Raw genomic sequence first — 15,981 nt, 5'->3', positions numbered from 1 at the left:
TACTGCTGCTCCTCATGCGGCGGCCCGCAGCCGCTTCCACACGGCCTTGGCCGCGTTGTGCCCGGACATGCCGTGGACGCCGGGCCCCGGGGGCGTCGCGGACGAGCAGATGAAGACCGCCGGGTGCTTCGTCGCGTACGGGAACAGGGAGAGCTTCGGCCGCAGCAGCAGCTGGATACCGCTGGCGGCGCCGCAGGCGATGTCGCCGCCCACGTAGTTGGCGTTGCGCTCGGCGAGTTCGGGCGGGCCGGAGGTGGCGCGGGCGAGGACGCGGTCGCGGAAGCCGGGGGCGAACCGCTCCAGCTGCCGCTCGATCGCGTCGGTCAGGTCGCCCTCCCAGCCGTTCGGCACGTGGCCGTACGCCCAGAAGACGTGTTTGCCCGCCGGGGCCCGGGTGGGGTCGGCGACGCTGGGCTGCACGGTGATCAGGAACGGCGGATCCGGGGCCCGCCCCTCGCGCGAGGCGGCGTGCAGCGCGGCGCCGATCTCGGCTCGGTCCGCGGCGACCTGCACCGTCCCGGCGGACCGCGCCTCCTCGGCGGTCCAGGGGACGGGGCCGTCGAGGGCGTAGTCGACCTTGAAGACACCGGCGCCGTACCGATACCCCGTATAGGCGCTGCCGAGTCCGGCGATCCGGGCGAGCGCGGTCGGGGAGGTGTCGAAGACGTAGGCGCGGGCGGGCGGCAGGTCGTCGAGCCGCTTCACCTCGTAGTCCGTGTGGACGGCGCCGCCGAGGTCCCGCAGGTACGCGGTGAGGGCGTCGGAGATGGACTGGGAGCCGCCCCGCGCGACCGGCCAGCCGCGGGCGTGCGCGGCCAGCGCGAAGACCATGCCGACGCCGCTGGTGACGATGCCGTCGAGCGGCGCGATGACATGGGCGACGAGCCCCGCGAACAGGGTGCGGGCCCGGTCGTCGTGGAAGCGCCGCATCAGCCACGTCGACGGGGGCAGGCCCGCGAGGCCGAAGCGGGCGAGGGTGACGGGGTCGCGCGGCAGCGCACTCATCGGCAGGGACATGAAGTCCCGCAGCAGGACGTCCCACTTCGGGAGGAAGGGCTCCACCAGGCGTCGGTACGTCCCCGCGTCGCGCGGTCCGAAGGAGGCGGCGGTCTCGGCGACCGAGCGGGCCAGCACGGCGGCGCTGCCGTCCGGGAAGGGGTGCGCCATGGGCAGCCGGGCGTGCAGCCACTCCAGGCCGTACCGCTCCAGGGGCATGGCGCGGAACGCCGGGGAGTTGACACCCAGCGGATGGGCGGCCGAGCAGGGGTCGTGGCGGAAGCCGGGGAGCGTCAGCTCCTCGGTGCGCGCGCCGCCCCCCACGGTGCTCCTGGCCTCGAAGACGGCCACGGAGAAGCCGCGGCGGGCCAGCTCGACGGCGGCGGTCAGGCCGTTCGGCCCCGCTCCCACGACGACGGCATCAAGCATCGACGGCACCTTCGGACTCCTTCGTCAGCCGATGGCCACTGCCGCACAGGATAGGCCGCGGCACTGACACCGCCGTCGCCACGGGGGCCCTTCGCGGGCCGTCGGCTCAGACCTCGCTCGTGAGGAGGTCCACCACACGCCGGGCCGTGGCCGCGTCGCGCGCCGCGGTGAACGGCAGGGCGTTCCCCCCGGCGGTACGGAACCGCTCGCCCGTGAGCGTCAGGGCGGCGCCGCCCGCCTCCGCGACGAGCAGCAGGCCCGCCGCGTGGTCCCAGGCCAGCTCCCACGAGAACGCGACCGCGTCCAACTCGCCCCTGGCGACGGCGAGATACTCCAGGCCCGCCGATCCGCACGGCCTCGGCCGTACGCCGTCCACGCGCAGGCCGAGCAGCGCCCGCTTCTGCTCCTCGGTGGTGAAGTCCGGGTGGGAGGTGGCCACTTCGAGGTCCCGCCCCGGCTCGGGCGAACCGGCGGCCAGCCGTCGGCCGTCCAGCCAGGCGCCCTTGCCCCGCACGGCCACGGCGAACTGGTCGAGCGCGGGTGCGTACGTCCAGGAGGCCTGCACCTCGCCACCGACCGCGAGGGCGACGAGCATGCAGAACCCGGGGTCGCCGTGCACGAACTGCCGCGTCCCGTCGACGGGGTCGACGATCCACACGGGCGCGTCCCCGCGTATCGCCTCGTACGTCGTGGGGTCGGCGTGCACCGCTTCCTCGCCCACGACGACGGAGCCCGGCAGGAGGGCGGGCAGGTCGACGGTCAGCCGCTCCTCGGCGCGGCGGTCGGCGACGGTCACCACGTCGTGCGGGCCGCTCTTCTCCACCACGTCGCCCTCGGTGAGCTGCCGGAAGCGGGGGATCACCTCGGCGGCCGCGGCCTTCCGGAGGGCTTCCTCCACGTCACCTGCGCCGTGCGTCAGAAAATTCTCGATCATCCCCCCATGAGAGCACGCCCCACGGACATCCCGTGCGCGCCGAAATGGCCTCCCGGTGAACGGGGGCGGCCCACGGCGGTGGCAGGGGGGCACCACCGGGACCCGCGGGACTCACCGCCCCACCGCGTACCCCTGCATCCCCCGCGGATTGGCCGCCCCCGACACCACCCCGCTGGCCGGGTCCCGTGCCACCGCGCACAGCCGCCCCTCCGACCACGCGCCCCCCACCAGCACGTCATGCCCCCGCCGCCGCAGCTCGGCCACCACCTCGGGGTCCATCCGCGACTCCACGGTCACGCTCCCGGCCCGCATCCCCCGTGGATGGAAGGACCCCGGGAAACCGTCCGTGTGCCAGTTGGGCGCGTCGATCGCGCCCTGGAGGTCGAGGCCGCCCCGGACGGCGGCCCGCAGGGCCACCCCCAGGAAGAAGTGCACCTGCCACTGATCCTGCTGGTCACCGCCCGGCGTGCCGAAGGCCATGACGGGAACCCCGTCCTTCAGCGCCATCGACGGCGTCAGCGTGGTCCGCGGCCGCCGCCCCGGCGTGAGCGAGTTCGGCAGCCCCTCCTCAAGCCACGCCATCTGCAGCCTCGTACCCAGCGGAAAGCCGAGTTCCGGCACGACGGGGTTGGACTGGAGCCACCCCCCGCTGGGCGTCGCGGAGAGCATGTTCCCCCAGCGGTCGACGACGTCCAGGTGGCAGGTGTCGCCATGCGTCCCCCCGTCCCCTGCCACGGTCGGCTCCCCGCCCCCGGCCGCCACCACACCCGCGGCCGCCGCGCCCCCCGAAGCCACCGCGAGCGCGTGCGCGGAGAGCCGCGGCTCGCGCCCACCGGGGGAGCCGGGCCGCAGTTCGTACGAGGCCTCGTCCCCGATCAGCTTGCGCCGCGCCGCGTTGTACTCCTCCGAGAGCAGCTCACGTATCGGCACGCTCCCGGCGGCCCCGGCGTCCCCGTACCAGGCCTCCCGGTCCGCCATGGCCAACTTGCAGCCCTCCACCAGGAGATGGACGTACTCGGCGGACCCGTACTCCGGCAGCTCCGCGACATCCTGGGGCAGCAGCGCGAGCTGCTGGAGGAAGGCGGGGCCCTGGCTCCAGCCCCCGGCCTTGCACAGGGTCCAGCCGTTCCAGTCGTACGTGACCGGGTCCTCGTAGAACGCGGACCAGCCCCGCAGGTCCGCCGCCGAGAGCGTCCCCGCGTGCCGCTCGCCGCTCGTGTCCATGGTGGGCCGCCCGGCCTGCCGCACGAGCGCCTCGGCGATGAAGCCGGTACGCCACACCTCACGCGCGGCCTCGATCTGCGCCACGCGCAGCCGCTCCCCCGTCCCGGCTTCCGTCGCCGCCCCGGCTTCCGCCTCGGCCAGCAGCCGCCGCCACGTCGCCGCGAGCGCCGGGTTGCGCAACAGCTCGCCGGTACGCGGTGGTTCGCCCCCCGTGGGCCCGCCGCGGAGATAGATCTCGGCGGAGGACGGCCACTCCTCCTCGAAGAGCCGTCGCACCGTCTCCACGGTCTCGCCGACGCGCTCGACGGGGGCGTGCCCGTCCTCCGCGTACCCGATGGCGTACGTGAGGACGTCCGCGAGGGACTTCGTGCCGTGGTCCCGCAGCAGCAGCATCCACGCGTCGAAGGCACCGGGCACGGCGGCGGCGAGCGGCCCCGTGCCGGGCACCAGGTCCAGCCCCAGGGAACGGTAATGGGCCACGGTGGCGCCCGCGGGCGCGGGTCCCTGGCCGCAGAGCACGCGCACGTCGCCGCCGGCGGGCGCGAGGATGATCGGGACCTCGCCGGCGGGCCCGTTGAGGTGGGGCTCGACCACGTGCAGGACGAACCCGGCGGCGACCGCCGCGTCGAAGGCGTTGCCGCCGTCCTCCAGTACCGCCATCGCGGACTGCGAGGCGAGCCAGTGGGTGGACGACACCATGCCGAAGGTGCCTTGCAGCGTGGGACGCGTCGTGAACATACGGCCTCTCACCTCGTCGTCGGGCTCCGGGCAGGTTATCGGGGTACCGGCGACCGGTGGTGTGCGCGGGCACACGAGGGGCGCGGGGACGGGCACGTGCGGTGGTGGGTGGTGAGCGATGTGCGTTCGCCGATGTTGTGCTGCGCGTTCATTCATGCGGTGTGTTTAGACGGTTCGGCCGGTTATCCCATCTCCGTCCGGTCATCACCCCTTTCGACGCAGATGACAGGGACAGGAGGAGGTGAAAGCCATGGAGAACCATGAGGAGCTCTACGAGGCGCCGATGCTGACCGAGGCCGGTGACTTCGACGAGGTCACCCTCGGATGGCCGTTCGGCCAGGCCCATGACGGTGGTCTGCCGCCGTACTGGCGCTACCCCCACGGCGGCTGAGCCCGGCGCCGTGAGCCCGGTGAGCGTGTGCCCGCGTCCACGCACGCCCGCCGGGTGCCGGCGGCCCCGCCCGATTCCCGGAGGGATTCCCGTGAGGAGAAGAAGCGCGGTGGAGGACTGGTGGGTGATGCTCCCGGACACGGAGGCCGCGGCCGCGGTGGCCGGGCGGTTGTACCGGCAGGGGCTGCGCCGCGTGCCGCACGCCTCGGGACGGCCCTGGCTGGTGGGCCGCTGGGATGCCCGCCAGGAGGTGTCGGCGCGGGCGGGCGAGGCGCGGGTCGTCGTGCTGGGCCGCAGTTCCGCGCGGGCGCCGGAGCTGCGGCGGCGGACCGAGCGGGTGCGCGGGCCCTTGGATGCGGAAGGGGCGGTGGCGGGCCTGGCCGGCAGCTTTCACGTGCTGGCGTCGGTGGGCGGACGGGTGTGGGCGCGCGGCACGGCTTCGACCGCCTGCCGCCTCTTCACCACCCGCGTCGACGGCGTACCGGTGGCGGCCGGCCGCGCCGATGTGCTGGCCGGCCTCTCGGGGGCGGGGCCCGACCTGGAGACGCTGGCCCTGCGGCTGATGTCACCGCCGGTGACGTCCACGGTCCTGGCCGACCGGACCGTCTGGCGGGACGTGCGCGCGGTGCCCGCGCAGGAGGCGCTGGTGTGGGAGCGCGACGGGCGCCGGGGGGCCACGGCCCGCTGGTGGCGTCCGCCCGAACCGCACCTGTCACTGAGGGAGGCCGCCGCCGCGGTCCGGCAGGCGTTGGTGGAGGCCGTCGGCACCTGTACGGCCGGCGGCGGCACGGTCAGCGCGGACCTCTCCGGGGGGCTGGATTCGACGAGTCTGTGTTTCCTGGCCGCGCGGGAGGCCGAGCACCTGGTCACCGTGCACTGGGAGGGGCGTGACCCGCGCAACGACGACGCTCTGTGGGCCGAGCGGGGCCGCGAGGCGCTGCCCTCGGCCACCCATCTGCACCTGACCGGGGAGGAATCGCCCGAGTGGTTCACCGGCGTGGGCGGGCTGCGGCTCGCCAGTGAGGAACCCTGCGCCTGGGTGCGGGACTTCGCCAAGCAGGCGGACCTGCTGCGGCGGGTCGCCGCGCACGGTTCCCGGCTGCATCTGGGCGGCGGGGGCGGTGACGAGCTGTTCACCCCGTTTCCCTCCTGCCTCCAGGACCTGGCCGGCACCCAGCCGTGGCGGGTGTGGGGCCGGTTGCGCCACCAACGCCATCAGTGGCGCGCCGGCCGCCTCTCGGTGGCGCGGGGCGTCCTGCGGCGCACCTCCTACCGACGGTGGCTGCTGGACGCCGCGGAACACGTGGATCTCGCACCGCCGTCCGGGTTCGACGGCATGCTCGGGTGGCAGCCCGAGCCGCGTGCGCCGTGCTGGGCCACCGCCGAGGCGGTGGCCCTGATGAGAGAGGCGTTGCGGAGCGCGGCGGCCGACGATCCCGAACCGCTCGCATCGCAGCGGTCCGTGCACTGCACGCTGCAGCAGGTCCGTGAGGGCGGCAACACGGTCCGCGTGATGAACCAGACGCTGGCCGGTCCCCGCGTCGCGCTGCCGTACACCGACGACGCGGTCGTCACCGCCGCCCTGTCGGTCCGGCCGCTGGAGGCCGTACGGCCCGGCGCGTTCAAACCCCTGCTGGGCGCCGCCCTGACCGGCATCGTGCCCGCGCACATCCTGCGGCGCCCGTCCAAGGGGATGTACGACGCCGACTTCTACCAGGCGTTGCGCCGCCACCGCGGGCAGTTGCTCGGCCTGGCCGAGGACTCCCTGCTGGCCCGCGCCGGGCTGATCGACGCCGAGCGCCTGCGTGGCGCCGTGCGCTTCCACGCCGACGCGGACGCGCTGGACCCGCTGCCGTACACGATGGGCTGCGAGGTGTGGCTGCGTTCCCTGGAGGGCGACCGCCCGGCCTCGGCGCCGTACCCGCCGGTCCTGCCGGCACCGTGAGGGAAGGAGTACGCCGATGTCCGTATCGCTGCACGCCCACGTGACCGCGGTCGACACCGACGGCGGCGCGATGGTGCTGCTGGACGAGCGCACCGGGAAGTACCGGCAGCTGAACCCCACGGGCGCGTTGGTCCTGCGCCTGCTGTTGCGGGGCGGCACCCCCGAGGACGCCGCGGCGGCCCTGGCGGAACGCCATCCGCAGGCCGGCGGCAGAGTCGGCGAGGACGTCGCACGTCTCGTCGAGGCCCTACGCCGAGCAGGACTCCTGCGCGGCTGACCGACCGGCCACCACCTTGCCCACCCCCGGCACGGCTGACCACCCGGCCCACCACCTTGCCCACCTCCGGCACAGCTGACCGACCGGCCACCACCTTGCCCACCCCCGGCACGGCTGCCCACCCGCCACACACCCGCACGGAGCCACCCTCATGACCTCCACCCACCCCACCGGACCGCACCCGGCCACCATCCCCCTCCCCCACCGCCTCCTCGCCCTGCCGGCCGCGGCCCTCGCGGGCCCGCTCGCCCGAGCCCGGCCGCGCCGCGTCCGGGCGGTCCTGCACCTCCTGCGCCGGGGGGCCGCCCCCGCCACCCGGCAGCAGGTCGCCGCGGCCCGGCAGGCGGTGGTCGCCGTCAGTCCGCGCTGCGCCGCCGGCCGCGGCTGCCTGCGGCGCTCCCTGGCGACCACCCTGTTGTGCCGGGCGTGGGGGGTCTGGCCCACCTGGTGCACCGGCGTGCGCGACGACCCCTTCCGCGCCCACGCCTGGGTCGCCGTCGGATCCGAGCCCGTGGGCGAACCGGCGCACGAACGCGGCTACACGCCCGTCATGACCGTCCCGCCCCTGCCACCCAGCGGGAACCGCTCATGAACGGGCCCGCGAGCACCGCCGCGCACACCGCCCCCGCCGGACAGCGCCAGGCACCCCCGACGCACACGTACGCGGTGTACGCCCGAGGGCTCGCCAAGGCATACCCCGGCGGTCAGGACGCCGTACGCGGGGTGGACCTGAGCGTCCGGAGCGGTGAGATGTTCGCCTTCCTCGGCCCCAACGGCGCGGGCAAGTCCACCACCGTGTCCATGCTGTGCACGCTGAACCCGCCGAGCGCGGGCGAGGCGTGGGTCGCCGGGGCGAACGTACGCACCCAGCCGCGACTGGTACGCCGCCGCGTCGGCGTCCTCTTCCAGCACAGTGCCCTGGAGCCGGACCTGACCTGCGTACAGAGCCTGAAGCTGCACGCGTGCCTGCACGGACTGTCGCGCTCCCGTGCCCGGGCCCGCATCGACCGCGTCCTCGGCGCCGCCGGACTCGCCGAGCACCGTCACGAGCGGGTACGCACGCTCTCCGGCGGCACGCGCCGCCGCCTGGACATCGCGCGCGCCCTGCTGCACGAGCCTCGCGTGCTCTTCCTGGACGAACCGACCGCCGGGCTCGACCCGCCGGCCCGCGCACGCCTGTGGCAGCAGCTGCACGGTCTGCGCGAGGACGGACACATCACCGTCTTCGTCACCACGCACTACTTGGAGGAGGCCGAATACTGCGACCGGCTCGCCATCATCGACCGCGGCCGCATCGTCGCCCAGGGCGCTCCCGCCGACCTCAGGTCGGCCCTCGGACAGGAAACGGTACGGCTGCGTACCGGCGACAACCGGCGGGCCGCCGCCCTCCTGCGGACCGGCCACGGCTGCACCGTCCTCGACGGCGGTGACGAGATCACCGTGCCGGTGGCCGACAGCGCGCGGTGGCTGCCCCGGCTGTGCGCCGCGCTCGCGGCGCACGGCGTCCCCGCCCACACGGCCACCGCCACCGTGCCGAGCCTGGACGACGTCTTCTTCCACCACACCGGCCGCCCCTACACCCGGCGGAGCGGCACACCATGACGACGACGCCGACCAGCCCGGCGCAGGAGGCCGGGGAAAGGGGCCTGCGGCGGGAGTTGCGTGCCGTGCGTGGACTCGTCCTGCGTGACTGGCTACGCCTGGTCGCCAACCCCACCAACACCGTGCTGCTCCTCCTGCAGCCTCTGCTGTTCCTCCTCGCCTTCGGCGGTGGCCTGTCCGCGCTCGTTCCCGGCACGGCCGTCGGCGGCCAGTACCGCGCCTTCCTCTATCCCGGCATCCTGCTGATGGCCATCCAGGCGCCGGCCGTCAGCGTGGGCATCCGCCAGATCACCGACCGGCACAGCGGCACCCTCCGCGACGTACTCGTCACCCCTGCCCGGCGGTCCACTCTGCTGTGCGGGGTCTGCCTCGGCGGCTGCGCCACCGCCACGGCACAGGGCGCCGTCCTGCTCGCCCTGGCGCCGTTCGGCGGGCTCCCCTACCGGCCGCTGATGCTCGCCGGGCTCCTCGCGGGCCTGGCCCTGGCCGCCTTCGCCCTCACCGCGCTCGCCCTCCTCCAGGCGGTGCACACCCGGCGGCCCGAGACCTTCAGTACGTTCCTGGGGCTGACCAGTGCCCCTCTCCTCTTCGGATCGGGCGCGCTCGTCCCGCTGTCCGCGCTCCCGTCCTGGGTGACCGTCACGGCCGCCTTCAACCCGCTCGCGTACGCCACCGACATCCTGCGCCGCACCGCGGATCCGACCGCCGCAGGCGGCATCCGCTGGGGCGGCTGGCAGCCGCCGCCGACCCTGGAGGCGGCCCTCCTCCTGCTGACCGCGGTCACCGCCCTGCTCTGGGCCGCCCACCGGTTCGGCCGCGCGCGGGCCGGCGTGTGACAGGGCGGTGATCCCAGAGGCGCGAGCGGTGCCGCGTCAGGGGCGGCCGGAGAAGCGCACCGGCCGGACATCGCCCTACTGGTTGCCGAAGACCGCCTTCTGGACGTCGTCGGGGCCGTCGAAGCGGTCCGTCGGGGCACCCGACAGCTTGTCGACGAGAGAGCCGTCCGCGCTGTTGCCCCTGGCCAGCTCGACGAGATCGTCGCGGCTCGCGGGGTACTGGGCGCCTTTGAGTGCCTTCTGCAGGTCGATCGGGCTGATGTCAGCCATGGCGGTCTCCTTGCCGTCGTGAGCGTGTGCTTCGCCCGCGGGCCCGTGGTGCCCGGCCCGCCGACAGACGCATCGTGCGCACAACGCGCGAGGGCCCGCATGTCGGCGACGCGGCGGCGCACCTCCGGAGCCCTCCGGAGCCGAGGCCTCCGGGCCGGCACGGACGACCGGCCGTCACCCGAACGGCGAGGAGAGACCTGACCGTTCAGAACCGTTCACCACGATGCCCGATTTACCCCTTACTTCCGGGGGTATCCGATACGACATGATCACTATTGGGGTCGAGGAAGAGTACTTGCTGCTCGATCCGGACACCTGCCTGCCGGTACCGCTCGGGGACCAGGTGCGGGCGGCGGCCGGACTGGGGCCCATCACCGAGGACGGCGAGGTCCAGTCGGAGCTGTTGCAGGCGCAGGTGGAGGTCGCCACGCCGATCTGCACCGACCTGGATGAGGTCGGCGGCCATCTGCTGCGGCTGCGGCACGCGCTCGGCGCGGCGGCGGAGCGCAACGGCTGCCGGATCGCCGCCTGCGCGACGGCGCCCTACCGGACGGCGGCTCCCGTGCCCGTGACCCGCAAGGCGCGCTATCTGGCGATGCGCTCCCAGGCCCCGCAGCTCGTCGCCGAGCAGCTCGTCAACGGCATGCACGTGCACGCGGCCGTACCGGACCAGGAGACCGGCGTCGCCATCCTGAACCGCATCCGCATCTGGCTGCCGGCGCTGGTGGCCATGTCCGCGAACTCCCCCCTGTGGGACGGCCACGACACCGGCTTCGCGAGCTGGCGCACCGTGATCTTCGGCCGCTGGCCGGTCAGCGGCCCGCCGCCCCGCTTCGCCTCGCTCGCCGACCACGAGAGCCGGATCCGCTCCCTGCTGGGCAGCGGCATCATCAGGGACACCGGCCAGCTGTACTGGCAGGCCCGTCTCTCCGACCGGTACTCCACGGTCGAGGTGCGCTGCGCGGACGTGCAGCTGCGCGCCGACTCGGCGGTCATGTTCGCCGGGATCGTCCGGGCGCTGGTCGCCACCGCCATACGCGACGAGAAGGCGGGCGCGCCGCTCCCGGAGTGCACGCCGGAGCTGCTGCAGGCGGCGAACTGGCACGCCGCCCGGCACGGCCTGAGCGGCACCCTCATCGATCCGGCCGGGCAGCCGCGACGGGCCGGTGACGTGCTGTGCATGCTGCTCGACCACCTCACGCCGGCCCTGGACGAGGCGGGGGACACCCGCGAGGTGACGTCGCTGATGCACCGGCTGCTCCAGGAGGGAACCTCGGCGGACCGTCAGCGCCGCGCACTGACCGAAGGCGGCCTGCCCGCACTCGTGGACCTGATCACCGGTGAGACGGTCGCGCCCTGATGCCGTCCCAGGGGTTTGAGGCAGCGCGTCGCGCGGGACCAGCGGGACCGGAGTGATCTCGTACGTCGTCCGAGCTGGAGCAGCGATCGCCATGCACATCCCCAGAACCCGGCCCCACACCTCATGAACCAGACACCCGACACCGGCGTCGTGATCGCCACCCGCAACCGCGCGGAGAGCCTCGTCCGCACCCTGCGGCACCTGCTCGACCTGCCCGAACGCCCGGAGGTCCTGGTCGTCGACAACGCCTCGACCGACGACACACGCGCCCGGCTCGCCCGCGACTTCCCCCAGGTCAGAGTGGTGGCCCTGCCGCACAACCGAGGCGCCCTTGCCCGCACCGACGGCGCGCGTGCCCTGCGCACCCCGTACGTGGCCTTCAGCGATGACGACTCCTGGTGGGCGCCCGGCGCACTGGAACACGCGGCCAAGCTGATGGACGCCCACCCCCGCCTCGGCCTGATCTCCGCCCGCACCCTGGTCGGCCCCGCCGAGAACCCCGACCCGCTCAACGACGTCCTCGCCACCTCCCCGCTCGGTCCGGCGAACGACCTGCCGGGCACCCAGATCCTCGGCTTCCTCGCCTGCGCCTCCGTCGTCCGCCGCAGCGCCTACCTGGAGGCGGGCGGCTTCCACCCCCTGCTCTTCTTCGGCGGCGAGGAGACCCTCCTCGCCTACGACCTCGCCGCACACGGCTGGGGCGTCACCCACTGCCCGGACGTCGTCGCCCACCACCACCCGGACCCGGCCCCGCGCGACGGCCGCCCGGCCAGGATGCTCCGCAACGAACTCCTCACCCTCTGGCTGCGCCGCCCCCTGCCCCACGCCCTGGCCCACACCCGCCGGCTGGCCGCGGACGCCCGCCGCGACCCGGCCGCCCGCCAGGCCCTGCGCCAGACCCTCGCGCGGCTGCCGGCCGCCCTGCGCGCCCGCCGCCCCCTCCCCCCGCACCTCGAACGAGCCGCCCGCACGCTGGACGGAGCACAGCCGTGACCGACCCCCGCACCACCGTCGTCGTCATCACCCACAACCGCCGCCCCGAGCTGCTGCGCACCCTCGACCGGCTGGCCGAGCTGCCCGAAGAGCCCGAGGTGATCGTCGTCGACAACGCCTCCACCGACGGCACGGCGGACGCCGTCGACCGCCACCACCCCTCGGTGCGGCTGCTGCGCCCCGGCCGCAATCTCGGCGCCGTCGGCCGCAACCTCGCGGTCCGCGAAGTACGTACGCCCTACGTGGCCTTCTGCGACGACGACTCCTGGTGGGCGCCCGGCTCACTGGCCGGCGCCGCCGACCTCCTCGACCGCCACCCCGCGCTCGCCACCGTCACGGCCCGCATCCTGGTCGAGCCGGGAGGCACCGAGGACCCGATCACCGAAGAGCTGCGCGACTCCCCCGTGCCGGGCCCCGACTGGCTGCCCGGCCCCGCCCTCGGCTCCTTCCTGGCCGCGGCGACCGTGCTGCGCGCCGACGCCTTCCGGGCCGCGGGCGGCTTCAACCCCCGGCTGTGGCTCGGCGGCGAGGAGGAGTTGCTCGCCGCGGACCTGGCGGCGGCCGGCTGGTGGCTGGTGTACGCCGATCATCTGACGATCCATCACCACCCCTCCCGCGTACGGGACTCGGCGCTCCGCCGGGGCCACGGCATACGCAACACCCTGTGGTTCACCTGGCTGCGGCGCCCGGTACGGCCCGCCCTGCGCCGGACCGTGCACCTGGTCCGCACGGTCCCGCGTGACCTCGTGTCCGTGCGCGCCTTCGCCGAGGCCGCGACCGCCCTGCCGTGGGTGGTACGCGAGCGCCGTGTACTGCCCCGGGCGGCGGAGGCGCGGCTGCGGGCCCTGGAGGAGGCGCAGCGGCATTCGTCCGCCCGCCGTTACGTGGGCTGAGGCGTTCCCGGCAGCCGCCGAGGGTCAGTCCAGCCCCCGAGCCCGCCTGAACCGACCGAGCCCTTCGGCCAGTTCGAGCAGCGGGCCGGGATAGTCGTGGCGGGCCCTCTCCTCGGCCGGCAGCTTCCACGGCTCGTGGACCGCGGCGCCGCGCACCTCGCGCAGCTCCGGCAACCAGCGGCGTACATAGGCGCCGTCGGGGTCGTAGCGCTTGCCCTGGAGCACCGGGTTGAGCACGCGGTTGGGGCGGCTGTCCGTACCGGTCCCGGCCATCCACTGCCAGTTGAGCTGGTTGTTGGCGAGGTCCCCGTCGACCAGCAGTCGCTGGAAGTGGCGGGCGCCGACCCGCCAGTCGACGTACAGCGTCTTCGTCAGGAAGCTCGCGGTCAGCAGCCTTCCGCGGTTGTGCATCCAGCCCTCGTGCAGGAGTTGGCGCATGGCCGCGTCGACGATCGGATAGCCCGTACGCCCTTCCTGCCATGCCCGGATGTCCCGCGCCGCCGATCTCGCCGAGCGCCAGTGGTCGCCGCGCGTGCGGTAGTCGGCCGTCGCCGCCCGTGGTCTGGCCGCGAGCACCTGGTGGTGGAAGTCGCGCCAGCACAGCTGCCGTACGAAGTCCTCGGCGCCGGGGGTCGACCGGGCGCGGGCGCGGTGGACGAGTTCCACCGGGGACAGGGTGCCGAAGTGCAGATGGGGCGAGAGCTTCGAGGTGGCGTCGTCCGCGAGGGCGTCGTGGCGTTCTCCGTACCGGTCGATGCCGTCACGCAGCCACGCGTTCCACCGCGCCCGGCCCTCGCTCTCACCGCCGCGCGGGAGCCCCGGCGAGAGGCCGGTGAGGTCCTCGCGCGCGGGGAGGGGGTGCGAGGTGACGTGGTCGGGGGCGCGCACGGTGCGCGGGGCGCCGAGGACGGCCCGCGGGCCCTGCCCGGACCAGCGGCGGAAGTACGGGGTGAAGACGGCGAAGTGGTCGGAGCCCGCGGGGGTCACCGCGCCGGGCGGGAGCACGGTGATCACGGCGTCGTGGACGTGCAGGCGGCGGCCGTCCGCCGCCAGTGCCTCGCGCAGCCGCCGCTCGCGGTCGTGCGCGTACCGGCTGACGCCGGCCGCCATGTGGAGGTCGACTGCGCCCGTCTCCGCCATGACGGCGCGCACCTGTTCGACGAGGTCGCCGCCGCGCACCACCAGGCGCCCGCCGCGGTCGCGCAGCCGTCGGTCGAGGCCGGTCAGGCAGTCGGCGAGGAACGCTCTGCGGTTGGGCCCGGCGAAACCGATGTCCTCGATGGCCCGGTCGAGGACGAAGAGCGGCACCACGGTTTCCGCCCCGGCGAGTGCGGCGCGCAGCGGCGGATGGTCGTGCACCCGCAGGTCGGAGGTGAACAGGACGACCGAGCTGTTCATCGGGGCGGTCACCGCGCCGCTCCTGTGGTTCCCGGGCCCGGTCCCGGCGTGAAGCCGGTGCCGGGGCCGGGGCTGTGTCGGGGCACGGACGGCTCCTCCCCGGCCGCCTCTCTGGACGCGGCCCGGGCGATGTTGCGGGCCATGCCGCCGAAGACGACGGCGTGGAACGGCGAGACGCTCCACCAGTACGCGTGGCCGAGCAGCCCGTGCGGGTGGAAGAGCGCGCGCTGGCGGTAGCGGGTGCGGCCCTCGGGGTCACGCTCGGCCCGCATCTCCAGCCAGGCGAGGCCGGGCAGCCGCATCTCCGCCCGCAGCCGCAGCAACCGCCCCGGTTCGATCTCCTCGACCCGCCAGAAGTCGAGTGAGTCCCCGACCCGCAGCCGTGCCGCGTCCCGGCGGCCCCGGCGCAGCCCCACGCCGCCGAGCGCCCGGTCGAGCCAGCCCCGCACGGCCCAGGCCAGCGGGAAGGAGTACCAGCCGTTCTCCCCGCCGACGCCCTCGATGATCCGCCACAGGGCCTCGGGCGAGGCGTCGACGACGATCTGGCGGTGGTCGGTGTAGAGGCTGCCGCCCGCCCAGTCGGGGTCGGTCGGCAGGGGGTCGCTCGGCGCGCCGGGCAGCGCCGCCGACGACCAGCGGGTGGCGACCTGCGCCTCCTTGACCCGCTGGAGGGCGAGCGCGAGCGCCTCGTCGAAGGGGATCGGGGTGCCGGGCGGATCGGGCACGTACCGCGCGATGTCGTGCTCGTCGCAGACCACTTCGTGCCGCAGGGACTCCGCGAGGGGCCGGGCGAGGCCGCGGGGCACCGGGGTGACGAGGCCGATCCAGAGGCTGGAGAGGCCGGGACTCAGCATGGGCACGCGCACGATGAGGCGGCGCGGCAGGGCGGCGACCACCGCGTACCGCCGCATCATCTGCTCGTACGTGACGACGTCGGGGCCGCCGATGTCGAAGGCGCGGTTGACGTCGGGCGGCATGCCCGCGCTGCCGACGAGGTAGCGCAGCACGTCGCGTACGGCGATGGGCTGGATGCGGGTGCCGACCCAGCTCGGCGTGACCATGACCGGCAGCCGTTCGGTGAGGTGGCGGAGCATCTCGAAGGAGGCGGAACCGGAGCCGATGACGACGGCCGCGCGCAGCACGGTGGCGGGTACCGCCGCGCGCAGGAAGATCTCCCCGACCTCCGCCCTGGAGCGCAGGTGCGGTGAGAGTTCGCGGGGCGGCACGCCCGACGGAGTGAGGCCGCCGAGGTACACGACGCGTCGTACCCCGGCGGCGCGGGCCTGTTCCGCGAAGGTCTCGGCCGCCTTCCTGTCGGTGTCCTCGAAGCCGTTGCCGGTGCCGAGTGCGTGCACCAGGTAGTAGGCGACGTCGACGCCGCGCAGCGCTCCGGCCATCGAGGCGGCGTCGGTGACGTCACCTCGTACCACCTCGGTGCGGGGCGCCCAGGGGTGGTCGCGGAGCTTTTGCGGGGTGCGGGCCAGGCAGCGTACGCGGTATCCGGCGGCGAGGAGTTCGGGGACGAGCCGGCCGCCGATGTAGCCCGTCGCTCCCGTCACCAGGACGCGCGGCCCCCGCTCGCCGCCGCCCGGTGCCGCGTGCCCGCTCATCGCTTCCTCCATGCGCTCGCCCTCACGTCTTCCCCCATCTTCCGCCCGACCGGACATTCCGGCACTCGGCTAGCGTTGGGGACGA

Annotated in this window: 15 protein-coding genes; 9 read left to right on the top strand and 6 right to left on the bottom strand. The window is 74.6% G+C overall.

What is annotated here, in order from left to right; translation table 11 throughout:
- Positions 1-12 precede the first annotated feature (12 nt).
- The 3 genes from ACF062_RS10220 to ACF062_RS10210 form a co-directional block, all read right to left on the bottom strand.
- The gene (locus tag ACF062_RS10220) at positions 13-1,425 is read right to left on the bottom strand and encodes a phytoene desaturase family protein (protein ID WP_392137703.1); all 1,413 of its coding nucleotides are present in this window, start codon (positions 1,423-1,425) and stop codon (positions 13-15) included.
- Between the two features lie 106 nt (positions 1,426-1,531).
- On the bottom strand, positions 1,532-2,359 hold the full coding sequence (locus ACF062_RS10215) for an inositol monophosphatase family protein (protein WP_392137301.1): 828 nt from the start codon (positions 2,357-2,359) through the stop codon (positions 1,532-1,534).
- A gap of 111 nt (positions 2,360-2,470) precedes the next feature.
- Complete coding sequence (locus tag ACF062_RS10210) at positions 2,471-4,321, bottom strand: gamma-glutamyltransferase family protein (protein WP_392137300.1); 1,851 nt, start codon at positions 4,319-4,321, stop codon at positions 2,471-2,473.
- 250 nt (positions 4,322-4,571) lie between these two features.
- On the opposite strand from ACF062_RS10210, the gene ACF062_RS10205 reads away from it, so the two are divergent.
- From ACF062_RS10205 to ACF062_RS10180, 6 genes are all read left to right on the top strand, one after another.
- Positions 4,572-4,712, top strand: a complete 141-nt coding sequence (locus ACF062_RS10205) for a lasso RiPP family leader peptide-containing protein (protein ID WP_392137299.1) — start codon at positions 4,572-4,574, stop codon at positions 4,710-4,712.
- Positions 4,713-4,803: 91 nt separating this feature from the next.
- Positions 4,804-6,657 carry an asparagine synthase-related protein gene (locus ACF062_RS10200; RefSeq protein WP_392137298.1) on the top strand — a complete coding sequence of 618 codons (1,854 nt, stop codon included), beginning with the start codon at positions 4,804-4,806 and terminating at the stop codon, positions 6,655-6,657.
- A gap of 16 nt (positions 6,658-6,673) precedes the next feature.
- A complete protein-coding gene (locus tag ACF062_RS10195; protein ID WP_392137297.1) occupies positions 6,674-6,934 on the top strand; it encodes a lasso peptide biosynthesis PqqD family chaperone in 261 nt (86 codons plus the stop codon).
- 151 nt (positions 6,935-7,085) lie between these two features.
- Complete coding sequence (locus tag ACF062_RS10190; protein ID WP_392137296.1) at positions 7,086-7,526, top strand: lasso peptide biosynthesis B2 protein; 441 nt, start codon at positions 7,086-7,088, stop codon at positions 7,524-7,526.
- Positions 7,523-8,536, top strand: coding sequence for an ABC transporter ATP-binding protein (locus ACF062_RS10185; RefSeq protein WP_392137295.1), 1,014 nt, complete (start codon positions 7,523-7,525; stop codon positions 8,534-8,536). The genes ACF062_RS10190 and ACF062_RS10185 overlap by 4 nt, the downstream gene beginning before the upstream one ends.
- Complete coding sequence (locus tag ACF062_RS10180; RefSeq protein ID WP_392137294.1) at positions 8,533-9,372, top strand: ABC transporter permease; 840 nt, start codon at positions 8,533-8,535, stop codon at positions 9,370-9,372. The genes ACF062_RS10185 and ACF062_RS10180 overlap by 4 nt, the downstream gene beginning before the upstream one ends.
- Positions 9,373-9,447: 75 nt before the next feature.
- On the opposite strand, the gene ACF062_RS10175 is transcribed toward ACF062_RS10180, so the two are convergent.
- Positions 9,448-9,642, bottom strand: coding sequence for a DUF2795 domain-containing protein (locus ACF062_RS10175; RefSeq protein WP_392137293.1), 195 nt, complete (start codon positions 9,640-9,642; stop codon positions 9,448-9,450).
- Positions 9,643-9,907: 265 nt separating this feature from the next.
- Here ACF062_RS10175 and ACF062_RS10170 point away from each other — a divergent pair, with 265 nt between their 5' ends.
- The 3 genes from ACF062_RS10170 (at position 9,908) to ACF062_RS10160 (ending at position 12,888) form a co-directional block, all read left to right on the top strand.
- Positions 9,908-11,002 (top strand): glutamate--cysteine ligase, encoded by a 1,095-nt coding sequence (locus tag ACF062_RS10170; RefSeq protein WP_392137292.1) that lies wholly within the window; start codon positions 9,908-9,910, stop codon positions 11,000-11,002.
- Between the two features lie 123 nt (positions 11,003-11,125).
- Positions 11,126-11,995, top strand: a complete 870-nt coding sequence (locus tag ACF062_RS10165; protein WP_392137291.1) for a glycosyltransferase family 2 protein — start codon at positions 11,126-11,128, stop codon at positions 11,993-11,995.
- Positions 11,992-12,888 (top strand): glycosyltransferase family 2 protein, encoded by an 897-nt coding sequence (locus ACF062_RS10160; RefSeq protein ID WP_392137290.1) that lies wholly within the window; start codon positions 11,992-11,994, stop codon positions 12,886-12,888. The genes ACF062_RS10165 and ACF062_RS10160 overlap by 4 nt, the downstream gene beginning before the upstream one ends.
- A gap of 24 nt (positions 12,889-12,912) precedes the next feature.
- On the opposite strand, the gene ACF062_RS10155 is transcribed toward ACF062_RS10160, so the two are convergent.
- Both ACF062_RS10155 and ACF062_RS10150 read right to left on the bottom strand, forming a co-directional pair.
- On the bottom strand, positions 12,913-14,286 hold the full coding sequence (locus ACF062_RS10155; RefSeq protein WP_392137702.1) for a cryptochrome/photolyase family protein: 1,374 nt from the start codon (positions 14,284-14,286) through the stop codon (positions 12,913-12,915).
- An 8-nt stretch (positions 14,287-14,294) separates the two neighbouring features.
- Complete coding sequence (locus tag ACF062_RS10150; RefSeq protein ID WP_392137289.1) at positions 14,295-15,896, bottom strand: SDR family oxidoreductase; 1,602 nt, start codon at positions 15,894-15,896, stop codon at positions 14,295-14,297.
- Positions 15,897-15,981 lie beyond the last annotated feature (85 nt).

It is taken from the genome of Streptomyces sp. NPDC015345 (genome assembly GCF_043078805.1).
Lineage (GTDB): Bacteria > Actinomycetota > Actinomycetes > Streptomycetales > Streptomycetaceae > Streptomyces.
The sequence above is the reverse complement of the archived record's forward strand: the minus strand, read 5'-3'. Positions and strand labels throughout refer to the sequence as shown.

Excerpts from the sequence above, each read along its gene's own strand:
- ACF062_RS10220 (WP_392137703.1), bottom strand. The coding sequence starts at position 1,425 with ATGCTTGATGCCGTCGTCGTGGGAGCGGGGCCGAACGGCCTGACCGCC.
- ACF062_RS10215 (WP_392137301.1), bottom strand. The coding sequence starts at position 2,359 with ATGATCGAGAATTTTCTGACGCACGGCGCAGGTGACGTGGAGGAAGCC.
- ACF062_RS10210 (WP_392137300.1), bottom strand. The coding sequence starts at position 4,321 with ATGTTCACGACGCGTCCCACGCTGCAAGGCACCTTCGGCATGGTGTCG.
- ACF062_RS10205 (WP_392137299.1), top strand. The coding sequence starts at position 4,572 with ATGGAGAACCATGAGGAGCTCTACGAGGCGCCGATGCTGACCGAGGCC.
- ACF062_RS10195 (WP_392137297.1), top strand. The coding sequence starts at position 6,674 with ATGTCCGTATCGCTGCACGCCCACGTGACCGCGGTCGACACCGACGGC.
- ACF062_RS10190 (WP_392137296.1), top strand. The coding sequence starts at position 7,086 with ATGACCTCCACCCACCCCACCGGACCGCACCCGGCCACCATCCCCCTC.
- ACF062_RS10185 (WP_392137295.1), top strand. The coding sequence starts at position 7,523 with ATGAACGGGCCCGCGAGCACCGCCGCGCACACCGCCCCCGCCGGACAG.
- ACF062_RS10180 (WP_392137294.1), top strand. The coding sequence starts at position 8,533 with ATGACGACGACGCCGACCAGCCCGGCGCAGGAGGCCGGGGAAAGGGGC.
- ACF062_RS10175 (WP_392137293.1), bottom strand. The coding sequence starts at position 9,642 with ATGGCTGACATCAGCCCGATCGACCTGCAGAAGGCACTCAAAGGCGCC.
- ACF062_RS10170 (WP_392137292.1), top strand. The coding sequence starts at position 9,908 with ATGATCACTATTGGGGTCGAGGAAGAGTACTTGCTGCTCGATCCGGAC.
- ACF062_RS10165 (WP_392137291.1), top strand. The coding sequence starts at position 11,126 with ATGAACCAGACACCCGACACCGGCGTCGTGATCGCCACCCGCAACCGC.
- ACF062_RS10155 (WP_392137702.1), bottom strand. The coding sequence starts at position 14,286 with ATGAACAGCTCGGTCGTCCTGTTCACCTCCGACCTGCGGGTGCACGAC.
- ACF062_RS10150 (WP_392137289.1), bottom strand. The coding sequence starts at position 15,896 with ATGAGCGGGCACGCGGCACCGGGCGGCGGCGAGCGGGGGCCGCGCGTC.